Here is a 17,915-nt window from a genome sequence, read left to right on the forward strand (position 1 = left end):
GCCTGCCATTGGCGAGCCTGTTCCTGCCGACGTGGATCCTGGGCACGCTGCTGCTGGGTATTGCCAAGATCCTGGAAAACATGGAAGTAGGGCACAACGTCATCCATGGCCAGTACGACTGGATGGGCGACCCGCATCTCAACGGCAAGACCTACGAGTGGGACATCGCCGGCACCAGCGAGAACTGGCGCGAGACCCACAACTACCGCCACCACACCTACACCAACGTGCGCGGCATGGACGACGACATCGGTTACGGGCTGCTGCGCATCTTCCCCGAGCAGCGCTGGAAGCCGTTCTACCTGGCGCAGCCGTTGATCGCAGTGGTGTTCGCGCTGCTGTTCGAATGGGGCGTGGCCGCGCAGAACCTGCGCCTGGGCCGCTGGTGGGCGGGCAAGACCAACCACGCGAAGATGCGCGAGAACTTCCGCCCGGTGGGCAGGAAGATGGCGCGGCAGCTGTTGAAGGACTACGTGGTGTTTCCGCTGCTGGCAGGCCCGTTCTTCCTCCCGGTGCTGCTGGGCAACGTCGTGGCGAACGTGCTTCGCAACGTCTGGACCTACGTCATCATCTTCTGCGGCCACTTCACCGCCGACGTGGAAACCTTTCCCAAGCAGTCGATCAAGAACGAATCGCGCGGCCACTGGTACCTGCGCCAGCTGCGCGGCTCCTCCAATATTTCCGGTGGCCGCCTGTTGAACCTGATGTCGGGCAACCTGAGCCACCAGATCGAGCATCATTTCTATCCCGACATTCCGGCCAACCGTTACGCCGAAATAGCCCCGGAAGTGCGCGCGATCTGCGCCCGCTACGGCCAGCAGTACAACACCGGTTCGCTGCCGAAGCAGTTCGGCCAGGTGATCTGGCGCATCCTGCGGCACGCATTCCCGAGCCGGCCCGAGGCGAAGGCGCCGCTGCTGCAGGCGGGTTGATCCAGGCTGCGTAGGGCGGGCTCAAGCCCGCCGTCGCCATCCTGCAATGCGTGATGATTCCCGGCGCGGTTCGCCGCGGGTGATGGCGGGCTTGAGCCGCCGCCCTACGGGGCCTGCTTGGCCGAAGCACGCAACAGCGCGCGGACGCGCTGGTCGTAATCCTGCGGGAACACCCAGTAACGGATATCCGTAGTCGTGGCGCGCGCATCCAGGCCACGTTGCTGCGGCGCATGACGGCGCGTGAAGGCTGCCAGCAGGTCGTTGCTGACCCAGGGGTTCGAATACCAGAACGTGTGCGAACGCCGGTTCATGCCCGGCACCACGCGTGGATCGACATTGATCAGGTCGAAGCCGTAGCGGTTCGACGCATTGACCAGTAGCTGGGTCTGTTCGTCGCTGAGCTCGCTGGGGTCGGGACGGCCGGCGCGCGAGCCACGATGGCGGATCGCCGCCGCCGCCAGCGTGAAGTCGTTGAGGTTGGCCGACAGGCTGACGCGGTCGGCGAGGTCGACGTACTGTTCGAGATCGTCGACGAAGCCACGCGTGTCCACGTCCGGCGCCGCGAAATAGATCTGCCCGAGTTTGAGGCGGCGCTTCATTTCGGCGCGCGATCCGTTGCGCATTTCGCTGCCCAGTTCGGCCAGCCCGGCGCTGGCTACTTCCGCGCCGGCGCTATAGGCCAGTACGTCGATGTGCTGCGCGTCGGTGTGGTCAGCCAGCATCGCGAGCAGATGGCTGAACACCGGCACCGAGGCGCGCGCGTGCCGGATGTCGGTGAAGTAGGTGCGCACTCTTTCCGCCGACGGCCAGATGAAGGTGAGCACCACGGCGTCGCGGCCTGTGAAATGCTGGAACTGCGCAGCCTGGCCGGTGGCACGATGCACGGCATTGTTGGCGCCATGGACGTAGACGATCAGGTTCTTGTGGCGGCTCTGCGCCAGTGCAGCATTGATCCGGGCGAAGAAATCCTGCGATGCGGCAGAAGTCGGGTCGTCGCGGCTTTCGCCGAGTACGGCGAGTTCCTCCAGTTCCTTGAGCTTGATGGCCGGACGGTTGGCAGGGTCGGGACTGCGCGACAGCGCATTCAACTCCTTCCAGTTGAGGGTGCCGTCGCCCACGCGCAGGTGCGCGATGCCCATTCGCAATTCGTCGCCGGGGAAGATCGTGTAGACCGGCGGTACGTTCTCCATCAGCACCTGGCGGTTGGTGGCGTAGAAGATCGGAATCTCGGGCGCGTTGCGCGCCGCCTTGTTGTCTGTGAAGACCGGAGTCTCGTCATCGGTGAAGGACAGTGGACTCGGCATCAGCCTGACCGGCGGCTGGCAGGCGGTCAGCAGCATCGCTGCCGCGACCACGAGCAGCAGCGGGAGGCGACGCAGGACTGCGCATCGATTCCATCCGGCCACGGAGAAGCGCAAGCGGTCATGCGCCGGGGTTTGGGTCATGTTCTTCATGCTGCCGGTTTCCAGTGGCGTTGCCACGGACGTTCGATATGCCCGCGTCTCAGCATGCCTGAATTCCGGGTTCGTGCAAGCCGCCGACAACGGGTTCCGTGCTCGCATCGCTTCTTCATCTGTCATCCGAACGCAGTGAGGTCATTGCCCTGGATCCCAGGCGTGAAGCAGGACCCCTCACTGCGTTCGGGATGACGGGGGGAGGCGAATGGGGCGCAGCAGACGGCTTTCTCGGTTCAATCGATGAACTGCAGTCGCGCCAGTTCCGCGTACAGCCCGTTCCTGGCAATCAGTTCCGCATGCGTGCCCTGGTCGACGATGCGACCCTGGTCCATCACCACGATGCGATCGGCCTTGAGCACGGTCGCCAGGCGATGGGCGATCACCAGGGTAGTGCGACCCTGCATCAGGTTTTCCAGCGCGTGCTGCACCGCGCGCTCGCTCTGCGCATCCAGCGCGGAGGTGGCTTCGTCCAGCAGCAGGATCGGCGCATCCTTGAGCAGCGCGCGGGCGATGGCGACGCGCTGCTGCTGGCCGCCGGACAGTCGCGCGCCACGTTCGCCGAGTTGCTCGTCGTAGCCGTCCGGCAGCAGCGACAGGAATTCGTGCGCTTCGGCCGAGCGCGCCGCCGCTTCGACAGCGGCATCGTCGGCCTGCAGCCGGCCGTAGCGGATGTTGTCGCGTGCGCTTGCGGCGAAGATGGTCGGCGACTGTGGCACCAGCGCGATGTGCTCGCGCAATGCGGAGGGATCGAGTTCGCGGATATCCACGTTGTCCACAGTGATCGTGCCTGCCTGCGGATCGTGGAAGCGCAGCAACAGCGAGAACACCGTGCTCTTGCCGGCGCCGGACGGGCCGACCAGCGCGATCGTCTCGCCCGGCCGCACCTGCAGGGAGAAGGCCTGCAGCGCCGGCAGATCGGGACGCATCGGATAGTGGAAGGTGACGTCGTCGAAACGCAGTTCGCCGTGCAGGGGTTGCGGCAGCGCGCGCGGCGCCGCTGGCGCGACGATCGCGGGTGTTTCCTGCAGCAGATCGTTGATGCGGCCCATGCCACCGGCCGCGCGCTGCAGATCGTTCCACACTTCCGCCAACGCACCGACCGAGCCACCGCCGATCAGTGCATACAGCACGAACTGGCCAAGCGTGCCGGCGCTCATCCGGCCGGAAATCACGTCATGCGCGCCGGACCACAGCACCAGCGTGATCGCGCCGAAGATCAGGGTGATCGCACCCGCCGTGACCCAGGCCTGCGCGCGGATGCGCTTGCGCGCCGTCTCCACCGCGACGGCGACGGCATCGCCGAAGCGCCCGCGTTCGTAAGGCTCGCGTGCGTGTGCCTGCACGGTGCGTACCGCGCCCAGTGTTTCGGTCGCCAGTGCATTGGCGTCGGCGACACGGTCCTGGCTGGCACGCGCGACTTTCTGGATGCGGCGTCCGCCGATCACGATCGGCAGCACCGCCAGCGGGATCCCGACCAGCGCATACGACGCCAGTCGCGGTTGAGTAACGAACAACATCACCAGCGAACCTGCGGCCGTCACGGTACTGCGCAGCGCCACCGACATGCTGGAACCGACCACGCTGCGCAGCAGTTCGGCGTCGGCGGTGAGGCGCGAGATCAGTTCGCCGCTGCGGTTGCGGTCATGGAAGCCTGCATCGAGGCCGACCAGATGCGAGTAAAGCTTGTTGCGCAGGTCGGCGACGACCCGCTCGCCCAGCAGCGACACGAAGTAAAAGCGGCTGGCGCTGGCCAGGGCCAGCACGAGTGCCACCGCGAACAGGAACAGGAAGGCGCGGTCGATGTTGCTGCCGTTGGAAAAGCCCTGGTCGATCATCCTCCGGACCGCCAGCGGCAGGCTGAGCGTGGCCGCGGAAGCGACGGCCAGTGCGAACAGCCACGCAATGAACAGGCCACGCTGGCGCATGACGAATGGCCATAGCGCGCGCAAGGTGCCGAGACGGGGCTTGGGTTTGTTCGATGCGGGTGTTTCCGACATTGCTTCTCTCTTGTTTTGTCTTTGCTGTTCCGACCAGTTGCGCATCAGTCGATGAAGCGTACCCGGTTGCGGGTGGCATCGCGCAGGCGCGCCTTGAAGGCATCGATGCGGTCGACAGGCAACGACAGCAGGAAGCGGACGCCTTCGGTATCGAAATCCTCTGCACGTTTTCCGGCATCGAAGGCGGCAACGGCGGCGTGGACTTCGGCGCTGTCGGCGAAACCGCAGGCCAGGCGGACGTCCGCCATCGCGATCAACGGCCGCCGCTGCGCACGCCGCAGGCATTCGGCTGCGGCGCCGCCGTACGCGCGTACCAGTCCGCCGGCACCGAGGTTGATGCCGCCGTACCAGCGCGTGACCACGACCACGACCTGGTCGCAGCCCTGTCCATCGATTGCCGCCAGGATCGGGCGTCCGGCCGTGCCGGCCGGTTCCCCGTCGTCGCTGGAATGATATTGCGCACCGATCCGATAGGCCCAGCAGTTATGCGTGGCATCGCGATCGGCGTTCGCCGACAACCAGGCCAGCGCAGCCTCGGGCGACGCGGCGGGCGCCGCCCGCGCGAGGAAACGGCTGTGCCTGGCCTCGAGCGCGTGCGAAGCCGGTGCGGTCAATGTATCCAGCGTCACGGAACGAGCGGGTCGGGATGGGACTGCTCGAAGCGCTGCAGGTCGTCCGGCAATGGCTGCCCGGGATAACGGCGCTGGAACTCGTGCAGGCTGTCGAGTGCTTGCTGCGGTTTTCCTTCGGCAACCAGCTCGCGGATGCGCTGCAGCCAGGCTTCGCGCACCTGCGGCGAACTGGCGTAGGCCGGGGGTTCGTCGCCGTTGTCCAGTTCGACGATTTCCGGCTTGCCGGCAGCTGGCTCCTTCTCGTGTGCCGTCGCTGCTGCCGTTGGCGTCGCCTGTGATGCCGTCGCCAACTGCGCATCACGTCGCGCGTCCTGGCTGGCTTCGACGGCCTTGGCCATGCGCTGGCGTTCCTCGGGCGACGGCGATGCACCGGCCGCAGCGGCGTCGACGGCCGTCGCCGACAAAGCCTGCGCAGCCGGGGCCTGCGCGACTGGCGCGGGTGGGGCGGGTGGAGGAGGTGCGGCCGCCGCCACGTCGGCAACCGGGCGCTCGTCCATAGCTGCTTCGGGTTCGGCGGCCGCCGCTGGCACCGGTCGACGCCTGGCCTGGATCTTTGCAACTTCGGGTGATGCGGCCGGTACGTCGTCGGGTCGGGACTCTTCGTGGCTGGCGCTGGGCGCGGCCTCGATCGCCGGCGCCTCCTCCAGGAATGTCGCACTGGTTTCAGTGCTGGCGGCCGCAGGCGTTGCGGCCTGCGGTGGCTCCGGTAATGGCCGCAGCCGCCAGGCGATGCCGACCGCCAGCGCCAGCGACGCGGCCACGCCCAGCGCCACCGGCCATGGGCGCGGGCGGATGCGCGCGCGCGGCGGGGTCACCGCATCATGTGCGGCGGCCAGGATCCGGGCGTCGACCGTCGAATGCGGCCCAGCGCTGGGGCCAAGCCGCGACAGGCGCTGCGCGAGTTCGCGCTCCTCCGCGGTCAGCGGTTCGCGGTCGGTGGGATGTTCGGGGCCGATGTTCATTCCTGCAGTCTCGTGCGCAGCTTGTCCATCGCGTATCTCAATCGCGACTTGACGGTTTCCCGGCCGACGCCGGTGATGCTGCCGATCTCCTCCAGGGTCAGTTCCTGCTCGAGCCGCAGCGTCAGCACCTCGCGCTGCTCCTCGGGCAATTCGTCCAGCGCCAGTTGCAGGCGACGGCGTTGCTCGAACTCCGACAGCGTGCGCTCCGGCGTGTGAGGATCGGGCACACGCGCGGCGCGTTCGTCGCCGTCCGCCGGCGCCGGCGGACGATGCTTCTGCGCACGCCAATGGTCGTTCAGGCGGTTGTGCGCGATACGGAACAGCCAGGTCGAAAACGCGGCGTCCGGCTGCCACTGCCCGCGAGCGGCGATCACCCTTTGCCAGACATCCTGGAACAACTCGTCGGCCAGGCCCGCATCGTGCACCTGGCGCAGCATGAACCGGTACAGCCGGCCGCGGTGGCGTGCGTACAACCGCTCGAATGCGGTCACGTCGCCGGCCGCATAAGCGAGCATCAGCGTTTCGTCGCCGGGTTCGGTGGCTGCATCCATGCCGTGCAGCGTAAGCGCAGTAGCCGTTGCCGGGAAGCCGGCGCGAGGCGCGTCGCAAGCGGCCATGGCGGGCGTCAGGCAATACATGAAGCTTCGAACGGCCATGAAAGCGGGATGGGGTTGGCCGTTTGCCGGCCGCCGCACACGTTATCCTTGATGGCATGGCAGGGGGCCAGACACCGCAGCGGGTCGGACGCATGGCTGATGAAGGGCTACTGGCGCAGTTGGGCGTGCCCGCGTCCGGTCTGGCCGGCATGCTGGTCGAAACCCTGCCGACCGGCTCGCAGCTGGTGGTGCGCTGGCGCGATGCCAGCGGGCGCGAGGGCAATGCCGCCACCGACGGCACGTCGCGATTGCTGGATCGCTCGGCGAGGCTGCTGGCCGGCGAGCCGATGACCGCCGGCAATGGCGAGATCCTGGAAAGCTGGACCGCCGACGACGAGACCCGGATCGCGATCGCCGCAGCGCTGGCCGAAACCCTGCCGACAGCATCGCAGCAGGCGTGGCTGGCACTGGCACGGCGCACCGTGACGGCGACCCTGGTGTCGATCCGCGCGCAGGCGCGCATCGAATCGCTGCAGAAGTCCGAGCGCCTGCAGCAGGCGCTGTACGAGATCGCCGACCTGGCCGGCTCGGGCCTGGAAGTGGGCGACATGCTGCGCCGCATCCACGCGGTGGTCGGCGGGCTGATGTACGCGCGCAATTTCTACATCGTGCTGTACGACGACACCGCCCGCACGCTGCGGTTCCTGTATTTCGCCGACCAGGCGGACAGCTTCGTGCCGGAACCCGATCGCGCGATCCCGCTGGACGAGATGCCGAGCAGCCTGACCGTCGGCCTGCTGCTGCACGGCCAGCCGCTGCATGGTCCTTCCGAACAGATCCGGCAGACATTGGGCATCGCACGCGACCCGGCGCACGGTCCGGACAGCGAGGACTGGCTGGGCGTGCTGATGCGCCGCGAGGGACGCGTCAGCGGCGCGATCGTGGTGCAGAGCTACGACCATCCGGCCAGCTACAGCGATGAGGATCGCGTGCTGCTGGAATTCGTGGCCCAGCACATCCAGACCGCACTGGATCGCAAGTACGCGCAGGTGGAACTGGAGCGCAGGGTCGGCGAGCGCACCCGCGAACTGCAGCGCGCCAACGACGAACTGCAGGCGGAGATCGTCGAACGCCAGCGCGGCGAGGAACTGCAGCGTGCGCTCTACCGGATCGCCGAACTCACCGCCACCAGCGACAGCCTGGAGCGGTTCTACGCGCAGGCGCACGCGGTGGTCGACGAACTGCTGTATGCGCGCAACTTCTACATCGCGATGCTGTCTGCGGACGGCCAGCATCTGGAATTCCCGTACTCGGTCGACGAGCGCCAGAGCCATCGCAAGACGCGACGGTTGTCGGCAGGCCTGACTGAATACGTGCTGTCGACGGCCCAGCCGCTGCTGGCACAGCGCGCCGACATCGTCGCGCTGGAGGCGCAGGGCCGCGTACGCAGCTTCGGCGAGCAGGCGCATTGCTGGCTGGGCGTTCCGCTGTTCCGTGGCGACACCGTGGTCGGCGTCATCACCGTGCAGAGCTATCACGAGGGGATCGGTTTTACCCAGCGTGACCAGGAACTGTTGATCTTCGTCGCGCACCAGATCGGCAGCGGCCTGATGCGCAAGCAGGCGCAGGACAACCTGAAAGCCGCGCACATGGAACTGGAACAGCGCGTCGACGAGCGCACCCGCGAACTGGAGGAAAGCAACCACAAGCTGTTGGCACAGATCGGCGAACGGCTGCGCGCGGAGCGGCGCCTGACCCACCAGGCGCTGCACGATGCGCTGACCGGCCTGCCTAACCGGGCGCATCTGCTCGATCGCATGAACGAAGCGATCGCCCGCGCCGTCGGCGACCCTTCCTTCAAGTTCGCGGTGCTGTTCCTGGACCTGGACCGTTTCAAACTGGTCAACGACAGCGTCGGCCACGCGTCCGGCGACGAGATGCTGGTCGAGGCCGGCAGCCGCATCGTCTCTGCGGTGCGCCCCGACGACGTGGTCGCGCGCCTGGGTGGCGACGAGTTCGCGGTGCTGGTGGAAGGCGTCGACAGCGAGGACGTCGCCGGGCACCTGGCGACGCGGATCCTGCAGGCATTGGGTGCGCCGGTATGGATCGCCGGACGCGAACTCTTTCCCGCGGCCAGCCTCGGCATCGCGATGTGGCAGCCGCGCTATCGCAGCGGCGAGGAATTGCTGCGCGACGCCGATGCCGCGATGTACCGCGCCAAGGCGGAAGGGCGCGGTCGCAGCGCGATGTTCGACGAACACATGCGCGAGCATGCGATGCGCCTGCTCGACCTGGAAGCCGACCTGCGCCGAGCGATCAACGCCGACCATTTCGAGCCCTGGTACCAGCCAATCGTGCGCCTGTCCGACAACGTGGTGATCGGCCATGAAGCGCTACTGCGCTGGAAGCACGAGCAGCGCGGCGTGCTGGCGCCCGGCGACTTCATGGGGCTGGGCGAGGACAGCGGCCTGATCGAACAGGTCGACTGGATGCTGTACCAGCAGGTGGCCATGGAGTTGGCGGCAGGTGGCGAGGGCTATGTGTCGGTCAACGTGTCGCCACGGCATTTCCGTTCGCCGGATTTCGCCGACCGGTTGCTGCGCATGCTCGATGTCTGCGGTGCCGATTCGCGCCGGCTGCGCATCGAGATCACCGAAGTGGCGCTGCTCGACGATGCGCCACGCGCGCTGCGCATGCTGCTCACCCTGCGTGACCACGGCGTGCTGGCGCAACTGGACGATTTCGGCACCGGCTTCTCGGCCTTGTCGTACCTTCACAATTTCCCGATCGCCACGCTCAAGATCGACCGCAGCTTCGTCGCCGGCCTGCACGGCGAATCCAGCCCCGAGAGCATGGCGGTGACGCGCGCGATCCTGGCGTTGTCCAGCGCACTGGGCATCGAGACCATCGGCGAGGGCATCGAGACCGATGCCCAACGCATCGCGCTGCGCGATCTTGGCTGCGAGTACGGGCAGGGCTATCTGTTCGGCCGGCCGGTGCCGGGCCATCCACGCATCTGAGCCGTATTTTTATTGATCGCGGCAGGAGCGGAACACAGTCCACTCCTGCCGCTTTCTGTCAGAAGCGCAGGTCGAGCTTGGCGTAGTAGTAACCGCCATTGATACCGAACGGCAGCGTTTCCCAGCCGTAGATGAAGCCCAGCGCCGGGAAGGGATTGTTGAGGTTCGGATCATTGGGATCGGTGATGCCGGCGGTCCACTTGTCCGGATAGGTGTCGAAGATGTTGTTGCCGCCGACGGTCAGCTTGACCTTGTCGTTGAAGCGGAAACCCACCGCCAGGTCGGTCAGCCACTTGCCGCCCCAGGTCTGCTTGATGCCCGGTGTGAAGCCTTCGCCGGAGACGCTGCCGAAATAGTTGCCGCGCAGCGTGAAGTCCCAGGCACCGGTGCGGTAGAGGCCCTGCAGGACGTGGTGCGCGCCTGGCTGTCCTTCTTCGATCAGCGTCACCTGGGTATCGTCGAACAGCCGCTCCGGCGGCAGGATCGCCGACTGCGATCGGCGCTGCTTCACTTCGGTCTTGTTCCAGTGCAGCAGCGCGGTCAGGTCCAGGCGCGCGCCGCCATTGAAGTCGATGCCGTGCTCGGCGACCACGTCGATGCCCTGCGTGCGCGTGTCGATGGCGTTGGTGAAGAACAGTACCTGGCCGACGGCGATCGGTTCGAGGATCGCGCGGATCGGGCAGTTGGCATTGCCTGCGGCGCAGGGCAGGCCGTCGATGCCGACGCTCTCCGGCACGATGTTGCTGGAGAAGATGATGCGGTCGTCGATGTCGATGCGGAACAGGTCGACGGTCAGCGTGGTGTTGCTGCCGGGCTTGAAGACCACGCCGAGCGTGCCGCTGGTGGAGGTCTCCTCGGTCAGCGGCTGGATGCCGAAGGCACGGGTCACGGCGCTGTCCTGGCGCGCGGTCAGCGTATCGACCAGCACGCCGCTGGGATCCAGGTTGGTCGAGCGCTGGCTGTAGAACAGCTGCTGCACGCCCGGCGCGCGGAAGCCGGTGGCCATGGTGCCGCGGATCGCGAAGCGCTCGCTGGCGTCGTAGCGCGCCGACAGTTTGCCGGTGCTGGTATTGCCGAAATCGGAATAGTCCTCGAAGCGCAATGCCGCGCCGAGCAGGAACTTCTCGGTCAATCGCGACTCGGCATCGAGATAGACGGCGATGTTGTGCCGGCCCGCGTCGATCTGCTCGGTCGGCGAGAAACCGGGGAAGCCCTGCATGCCGGGCTGCGCGGTTTCGCCGGTCTGGCCGACGATCGGAATGCTGCGATCGTTGCCGCGCCCGAAGCTGTACGACACCAGGTCGCCGGGACGGATCGCGTAGTTGTCCTCGCGCCATTCGAAGCCGGTGGCCAGGTACAGCGGCTCGTTGCCGAAGCCCCAGTCGATCGGGCCGCGGAAATCCAGGTTGAAGGTGGTCTGATCGTATTCGAGCCGGCCGGTGTCGGTGACGGTCGGTGACTCGGCATAGATGCCGCCACCGGGCCGGGGTTCGTACCACCAGCTGACATTGACCGAGTTGCGCTGCTTGAAGCCGAAGCGGCTGCGGCCGTGGTTGACCGACATGTCCCAGTTCCAGTCGCTGCCGCCGATCTGGTCGCGGAAACCGACCGCGATCGACGTGTCCTTGACCTTGGTGATGATGTTGGGCAGAAAGCCGTCGGGATACAGTTCGGGCACGGTGCGGTTGTCGCCGGCGGTGCGGAAGAAGCCGGACGAATCGCCGGCGCGACGCGATGCGCCGCCGAACCAGTACAGTTCGCCGCTGCCGATCGGCAGTCCGCCGTTGAGCCAGAAATAGGCGTCCTTGGCATCGGCATCGCCGAGCCGCTGGGTGACGCGCGGCGGGTCGACGCGCAGGCGGTCGGGGCCGGCGCGATTGGTCTCGCCACGATCGCGGAATTCGGCGGTGAGGTTGACGAAGCCTTCCTCTCCCATCTTGAAGCCGCTGTTGAAGCCGGCGTGCAGCACTTCGCCGTCGCCTTCGAAAGTCTGCCCGGCCTCGAACGACATCGTGGTGACGTCCGTGCTTTTCTTCAGCACGATGTTGATCACGCCGGCGATCGCGTCGGAACCGTATTGCGCCGCCGCACCATCACGCAGCACTTCGATGTAGTCGATGGCCGAGATCGGAATCGCGTTGATGTCGGTGCCGGCCGAGCCACGGCCGACGGTCTGCTGCACGTTGACCAGCGCCTGCTGGTGGCGACGCTTGCCGTTGACCAGCACCAGCACCTGGTCCGGGCCCAGGGCGCGCAAGGTCGCCGGGCGGATGATGTCGGTGCCGTCGCTGACGAAGGTGCGCGAGAAGTTGAAGCTCGGCTCCAGCATCTGCAGCACCTGGCCGATCTCCTGCACGCCGGCCTTTTCCAGTTGTTCGCGGCTGAGTACGTCGACCGGCGCGGCCGATTCGGCGGCGGTACGGGCGCCGGCGCGCGATCCCAGCACCTGCACGGCATCCAGTTGCGTCGGCCGATCGGGTGCCGTAGCCGGGTCCTGCTGCGCGGCGACGGGCAGTGCGAGTGCCGCGGCGAGTGTGCCGGCAGGCAGTGTCATGAACATGGATGGGATGTTGCGTGAGCAGGTCATCGGCATTTCCTTATGTCAGCTGAGTGGAATGGCGCGCTCCATGCCCGCATCCGTCTGCAATGGACCGCACCGCTACTCACGAATCCCCGTCATCGATTTGTAACACTCTGTTCCCGGCGTTGGAAACGGGCGTCTCGCCTGCAAACGGTTACACCTGCTTTTGATGCAGTTGCACACATCGAAATGTGAGACGTGCAACACTTTGCAGGCCCCATTCACCGAGAGAGGCGAAGCCATGGGCAAGAAGGAATTCGAAGTTTCAAGGGCCGAAGGCGCGCACCGCCGCATGGCCGACATGGCCGGCGAATGGGAGGGCACGTTCAAGCTCTGGTTCGAACCCGGCGACCCGGCCTGCGAATCGATCCAGCGCGGCACGATCAGGTCGATCCTCGGCGGACGTTTCCTGTTGCATGAGTACGAGACGCAGATCAACGGCGACGCCGTATCGGGGGTTGCGATCTACGGGTATCACCTCGACGCCGGCGCCTGGGAATCGGCGTGGGTGGAGAGCTTCGGCACCGGAACGCAGATCATGCATTCGACCGGAAAGTCGGCCGACTCGATGTTCAACGTGCTCGGCCATTACGGAGACGGCGAGGGCGGGCCGGACTGGGGCTGGCGTACCCTGATCGAACAGCCGGACGCCGACACCCTGGTGATCGTCATGAACAACATCACGCCGCAGGGCGACGAAATGAAAGCGGTCGAGACCCGGTACGCCCGCAAAAGCTGACCCGACTCCGTAGCGTCGAGCCCGCTACCGCTACCGCTGCCGTTGTAGAGTCGAGCCTGCACGACTGCTCTTGCTCGGAAGGCAATCGAGCAGGCTCGACTCTACAAGAGCTCAGGAGCGGATCACCAGCAGGCGCGGTTCGGTCATGTCCTCGATCGCATAACGCACGCCCTCGCGGCCGAGGCCCGATTGCTTAACGCCGCCGTAGGGCATGTTGTCGACGCGGAAGCTGGGTACGTCGCCAACGATCACGCCACCGACTTCCAGCATGTCCCAGGCGCGCATCGCGTGCGCCAGCCTGCCGGTGAATACGCCGGCCTGCAGGCCGAAGTCGCTGTCGTTGACGCGCTTGAGCGCATCGTCGAAAGCATCGAACGCTTCGATGCAGGCCACCGGACCGAACGCTTCCTTGCGATACAGGTCGCTGTCGCGCGCGACATTCTCCAACAGCGCAGCCGGCAGCATGTTGCCGTTGCGCTTGCCGCCGGCCAGTCTCTTCGCGCCGCCCTTGATCGCCGCCGCGATCCATTGTTCGACGCGCCTGGCGGCGTCCTCGTCGATCATCGGTCCGACGAATACCTGTTCGTCGCGCGGATCGCCCATCTTCAGCTTGCCGACCGCCGTCGCGATTTTCTTCTTCAGCTTGTCGTAGATTGCCGCGTGGACGTAGATGCGCTGTACGCTGATGCAGCTCTGGCCGGACTGGTAGTAGGCGCCGAACACCAGTCGTTCGACGACCTTGTCCAGATCCATGCCCGGATCGTCGTCGATGATGCAGGCGGCATTGCCACCAAGTTCCAGCGTTACTTTCTTGCGGCCGGCGCGTGCCTTCAGATCCCAGCCGACCAGGCCGCCGGTAAAGCTGAGCAGGGCGATGCGCTCGTCCTCGACCAGCAGGCCGGCGTCCTCGTTGGAACAGGGCAATATCGAGAAGGCGCCCTTCGGCAAGTCGGTTTCGGCCAGCACTTCGCCGATGATAAGTGCGCCGACCGGTGTCTTGGCGGCCGGCTTGAGCACGAACGGACAGCCGGCGGCGATTGCCGGCGCGACCTTGTGCGCCACCAGGTTGAGCGGAAAGTTGAACGGCGTGATGAAGGCGCAGGCACCGACCGGCACGCGCCTGACCATGCCGCGATAGCCACGCGTGCGTTCGCTGATTTCCAGGTCGAGCACTTCGCCGCCACCGCGCGTGGCTTCGCCGGCGGCGATGCGGAAGGTGTCGATCAGACGGGTCACTTCGCCGCGCGCGTCGCGGATCGGCTTGCCGGCCTCGATGCACAGGGCCAGCGCCAGCTCTTCCTGGCGCTCGCTGAAGCGACGCACGCAGTGTTCCAGCACGTCGCGACGGCGATCCGGCGCAAACGCCGCCATCGCCGGGCGTGCCTTGTATGCCGCGACGATCGCCTTGCGGATCGTAGCCGCATCGGCGAAGGCCACGCGCGTCGCACGCTTTCCGGAATACTTGTCCAGTACGTCGAGATCCTTGTTGGCCGCGACCGTCTGGTTGGCGAGGTAGTAGGGGTAGGACTTCTTCAGCATGGATGTCTCCTTGCGCGCAGCATCGCGCATGCGCGGTGAATGCCGCATGCAGGCTCGTACTTCGTAGGGGGCGGAGCTTGTCCGCACCACAAGCAGGATCAGGAATCGGAACCTTCCACGCGCAGCCGCAGGCGGCCGTCCGACAGGCGCGCATCCAGCGGATCGCCTGCCGCGACGTCATCGATGCTGCGCACGACGCGGCCATCCTCACGTTGCAGGATCGCGTAGCCGCGCGCAACGGTGGCCAGCGGACTGACCGCTTCGAGCGAGCGCGCCAGTGCGCGCAGGTGCATCGCGCGCTGCTGCAGCTGGCGGGCGACGCCGGCCTGGGGGCGCAGTGCCAGCGCCGCCAGCCGGGCGCGCAGTATCGCCAGCCGCCGCCGCGGATCGGCTGCGCGCAGCACGGTGTCGATGCGGCGCAGGCGTGCGCGGCGATGCTCGAGTTGCGTGCGCCAGGCCATGTCCAGGCGGCGTCGCGCATCCGCCTCGCGACGTTGCAGCATCTGCAGGCGCGCCTGCGGACGCTGCGCATTCAAGCGCAGGCCCGCGCGATCGGCACGCTGCGCATCCTGGCGCAGGCGGTGGCGTCCCAGATGGATGACGCGCGCCTGCAGCGCACGCAGCCGCGCGCGCAGGTCACGCTGATCGGGCACCAGCAGCTCCGCGGCCACGGATGGCGTCGGTGCGCGCAGGTCGGCGGCGAAGTCGGAGAGCGAGAAGTCGGTTTCGTGGCCGATGGCGGACACGATCGGCACCGGCGATGCGGCGATGGCGCGCGCCAGCGCCTCGTCATTGAACGCCCACAGGTCTTCCAGCGAGCCGCCGCCGCGGGTCAGCAGCAAAGCGTCGTAACGCGATGATGCGATGGCACGCTTGAGCATGGCGACGATCTGCGCTGCAGCGCCCGCGCCCTGCACCGGCACCGGCAGGATTTCCACTTCCAGCAGCGGGCAGCGCCGCGCCAGCACGCTGAGCACGTCGCGCACCGCCGCGCCGGATGGCGAGGTGATCACGCCCAGCCGGTGCACATAGCCGGGCAGGGCGCGCTTGCGGTCCTGGTCGAACAGGCCTTCCGCGACCAGACGCGTCTTCAGTTCCTCGTAGGCGCGGCGCAGCGCACCTTCGCCGGCCTCCTCCATGTGGTCGAGCACCAGCTGGTAATCGCCGCGCGCCTCGTACAGCGTCAGCCGCCCGCGCGCGAGTACGCGCAGCCCCTCGCGCGGCTGGAACGGCAACCAGCTGCTCTTGGGCTTGAACATCGCGCAGCGCACCTGCGCGCGCGCGTCCTTGAGGGTGAAATACAGGTGACCGGACGAAGGTCGCGACACGTTGCCGAGTTCGCCTTCCACCCAGATCAGCGGAAAAGCGCCCTCGAGCAGGTCGCGCGCCAGCGTGTTGAGCTGGCTGGGCGTGAGGATCTCGCCGGTGGGCGCGGTGACATTCATTCCGTCAGGATAAACGCTGGACACCGCCATGGCGGGTAAAATGGCGCCATGTCCGCCGCCCAGCCCTTGCCCTGCCATATCGAGTCCGTGCCTTCCTTTGGCCCGGCACCGCGTCGCACCACGCGCCAGGTGCACATCGGCGGCGTCGCCGTCGGCGGTGATGCGCCGGTGGTGGTGCAGTCGATGACCAACACCGACACGGCGGATGTCGCATCCACGGTGAAGCAGGTCGCCGAACTGTGGCGTGCCGGCTCGGAACTAGTGCGCGTCACCGTCAACAATCCGGAGTCGGCAGCCGCTGTGCCGAGGATCGTCGAGAAGCTGGCGATGATGGGGGTGGAGGTGCCGATCATCGGCGACTTCCACTACAACGGGCATCAGCTGCTGGCCGGAGAGCCCGCCTGCGCGCAGGCACTGGCGAAATACCGCATCAACCCCGGCAACGTCGGTTTCGGCAAGAAACGCGACACGCAGTTCGCGCAGCTGATCGAGTTCGCGATCCAGTACGGCAAGCCGGTTCGCATCGGCGCCAACTGGGGCTCGCTGGACCAGGCGCTGGCGACACGGCTGATGGATGAGAACCACCTGCGCGCGGAGCCATGGGAAGCCGCGCGCGTGCTGCGCGAGGCGCTGATACGTTCCGCGCTGGATTCCGCGGAGCGTGCCGTGGAACTGGGCCTGCCGGCCGAACGCATCGTGTTGAGCTGCAAGGTCAGCGGCGTGCAGGAACTGATCGCCGTGTACCGCGACTTGGCGCAGCGTTCCGATTTCGCGTTGCACCTGGGCCTGACCGAAGCCGGCATCGGCAGCAAGGGCATCGTCGCGTCCAGCGCCGCGCTGTCGGTGCTGCTGCAGGAAGGCATCGGCGACACCATCCGCATCTCGCTGACGCCGGAACCCGGCGCGCCGCGCACGCAGGAAGTCGTGGTCGCGCAGGAACTGCTGCAGACGATGGGCCTGCGTGCGTTCACGCCGATGGTGACGGCGTGCCCGGGTTGCGGCCGCACCACGTCGGAATTTTTCCAGGAACTGGCCAAGGTCGTGCAGGAGCACGTGCGCGCGAAGATGCCGGAATGGAAGATCACCCATCCCGGCGCCGAGAACCTGACGCTGGCGGTGATGGGTTGCGTGGTCAACGGTCCCGGCGAATCGCGCCATGCCGACATCGGCATCTCGCTGCCCGGTACAGGCGAGGCGCCGGCCGCCCCGGTGTTCGTCGATGGCGAGAAGAGCGTGACGCTGCGCGGCGAGAACATCGCCCATGAATTCGTCGCGCTGATCGACGGCTACGTCGAGCGCCGTTACGGCCGTGCCGCAACGGCCATCTGATCCCGACGCGACGCTGCAGCAGGAAGCGCGCTTCGGCATTGCGTTCCTGCGCCGGCATGGCCTGCGCCTGGCGTTGCTGTTCGCCGGCGTGATGCTGCCGTTGTGGGTGTTCGCCGAACTGGCCGACGAGGTGCGCGACGCCGAGGCGTTTCCGTTCGATCAGCCACTGCTGCTGTTCGCGCGCGACATGGCGCGTGCGGGTTTCGACCGGTTGTTCCTGTTCTTCTCGGCGATCGGCTATCGCTACGGCGTGGTGCCGTTCGACCTGTTGCTGGTGCTTGCACTGGCCATCGCGCGCCGCTTCCGCGAAGGCCTGTTCGCCGCCATCGCCCTCGGCGGTTCGGCGCTGCTCAACGTGGCGACCAAGCAGTTTTTCGCGCGCCAGCGGCCGGGCCTGTGGGATTCGATCGCACCGGAAACGACGTACAGCTTTCCCAGCGGCCACGCAATGGGTTCGGCGACGCTGGCCTGCGTACTGATCATGCTGGCGTGGCGAACGCGCTGGCGTTGGCCGGTGATCGTGGCGATGGCGGTGTTCGTGCCGATGGTGGGGCTGTCGCGCATCTACCTGGGCGTGCATTACCCCTCGGACATCCTGGCGGGCTGGGCGGCCGCGCTGGTGTGGGTGATCGGCTGCTACGCGCTGGTGTTCTACGGCCATCTGCGGCCCTGGCGAAACCGGTAGA

The 17,915-nt window shown here is 66.9% G+C and carries 12 protein-coding genes and 1 pseudogene; 5 read left to right on the top strand and 8 right to left on the bottom strand.

All coding sequences use genetic code 11. The features are described from left to right. Positions 1-23 precede the first annotated feature (23 nt). Positions 24-932 (top strand): annotated as a pseudogene (locus IP90_RS06640) (fatty acid desaturase family protein); the annotation flags it as partial. A 104-nt stretch (positions 933-1,036) separates the two neighbouring features. Here the strand turns inward: IP90_RS06640 and IP90_RS06645 are convergent. The 5 genes from IP90_RS06645 to IP90_RS06665 form a co-directional block, all read right to left on the bottom strand. After that, complete coding sequence (locus IP90_RS06645; RefSeq protein ID WP_158635293.1) at positions 1,037-2,377, bottom strand: alpha/beta hydrolase; 1,341 nt, start codon at positions 2,375-2,377, stop codon at positions 1,037-1,039. 245 nt (positions 2,378-2,622) lie between these two features. Continuing rightward, the gene (locus tag IP90_RS06650; protein WP_144898845.1) at positions 2,623-4,386 is read right to left on the bottom strand and encodes an ABC transporter transmembrane domain-containing protein; all 1,764 of its coding nucleotides are present in this window, start codon (positions 4,384-4,386) and stop codon (positions 2,623-2,625) included. A gap of 44 nt (positions 4,387-4,430) precedes the next feature. Next, complete coding sequence (locus tag IP90_RS06655; protein WP_144898846.1) at positions 4,431-5,015, bottom strand: IMPACT family protein; 585 nt, start codon at positions 5,013-5,015, stop codon at positions 4,431-4,433. Further along, entirely contained in the window at positions 5,012-5,980 is a 969-nt protein-coding gene (locus tag IP90_RS06660; protein WP_144898847.1) for a hypothetical protein, read from the bottom strand. Before IP90_RS06660 ends, IP90_RS06655 begins: the two co-directional genes overlap by 4 nt. Then, positions 5,977-6,531, bottom strand: coding sequence for an RNA polymerase sigma factor (locus tag IP90_RS06665; RefSeq protein WP_144898848.1), 555 nt, complete (start codon positions 6,529-6,531; stop codon positions 5,977-5,979). The genes IP90_RS06660 and IP90_RS06665 overlap by 4 nt, the downstream gene beginning before the upstream one ends. Before the next feature lie 197 nt (positions 6,532-6,728). On the opposite strand from IP90_RS06665, the gene IP90_RS06670 reads away from it, so the two are divergent. Next, positions 6,729-9,596, top strand: a complete 2,868-nt coding sequence (locus IP90_RS06670) for an EAL domain-containing protein (RefSeq protein ID WP_144898849.1) — start codon at positions 6,729-6,731, stop codon at positions 9,594-9,596. A 58-nt stretch (positions 9,597-9,654) separates the two neighbouring features. Here the strand turns inward: IP90_RS06670 and IP90_RS06675 are convergent, their stop codons facing one another. Next, complete coding sequence (locus IP90_RS06675) at positions 9,655-12,150, bottom strand: TonB-dependent receptor plug domain-containing protein (RefSeq protein ID WP_144898850.1); 2,496 nt, start codon at positions 12,148-12,150, stop codon at positions 9,655-9,657. A 268-nt stretch (positions 12,151-12,418) separates the two neighbouring features. On the opposite strand from IP90_RS06675, the gene IP90_RS06680 reads away from it, so the two are divergent. Continuing rightward, positions 12,419-12,916, top strand: a complete 498-nt coding sequence (locus IP90_RS06680; protein ID WP_144898851.1) for a DUF1579 domain-containing protein — start codon at positions 12,419-12,421, stop codon at positions 12,914-12,916. A 111-nt stretch (positions 12,917-13,027) separates the two neighbouring features. On the opposite strand, the gene IP90_RS06685 is transcribed toward IP90_RS06680, so the two are convergent. Beyond that, positions 13,028-14,455 carry an aldehyde dehydrogenase family protein gene (locus IP90_RS06685; RefSeq protein ID WP_144898852.1) on the bottom strand — a complete coding sequence of 476 codons (1,428 nt, stop codon included), beginning with the start codon at positions 14,453-14,455 and terminating at the stop codon, positions 13,028-13,030. 98 nt (positions 14,456-14,553) lie between these two features. Further along, on the bottom strand, positions 14,554-15,900 hold the full coding sequence (gene xseA, locus IP90_RS06690) for an exodeoxyribonuclease VII large subunit (RefSeq protein WP_144898853.1): 1,347 nt from the start codon (positions 15,898-15,900) through the stop codon (positions 14,554-14,556). Between the two features lie 48 nt (positions 15,901-15,948). Between xseA and ispG the strand changes: the two genes are divergently transcribed. After that, a complete protein-coding gene (gene ispG / locus IP90_RS06695; RefSeq protein ID WP_144898854.1) occupies positions 15,949-17,229 on the top strand; it encodes a flavodoxin-dependent (E)-4-hydroxy-3-methylbut-2-enyl-diphosphate synthase in 1,281 nt (426 codons plus the stop codon). Between the two features lie 91 nt (positions 17,230-17,320). Further along, a complete protein-coding gene (locus IP90_RS06700) occupies positions 17,321-17,914 on the top strand; it encodes a phosphatase PAP2 family protein (protein ID WP_144899227.1) in 594 nt (197 codons plus the stop codon). Position 17,915: the final 1 nt, after the last annotated feature.

The organism is Luteimonas cucumeris, from assembly GCF_007830035.1.
Taxonomy (GTDB): Bacteria; Pseudomonadota; Gammaproteobacteria; order Xanthomonadales; family Xanthomonadaceae; genus Luteimonas_C; species Luteimonas_C cucumeris.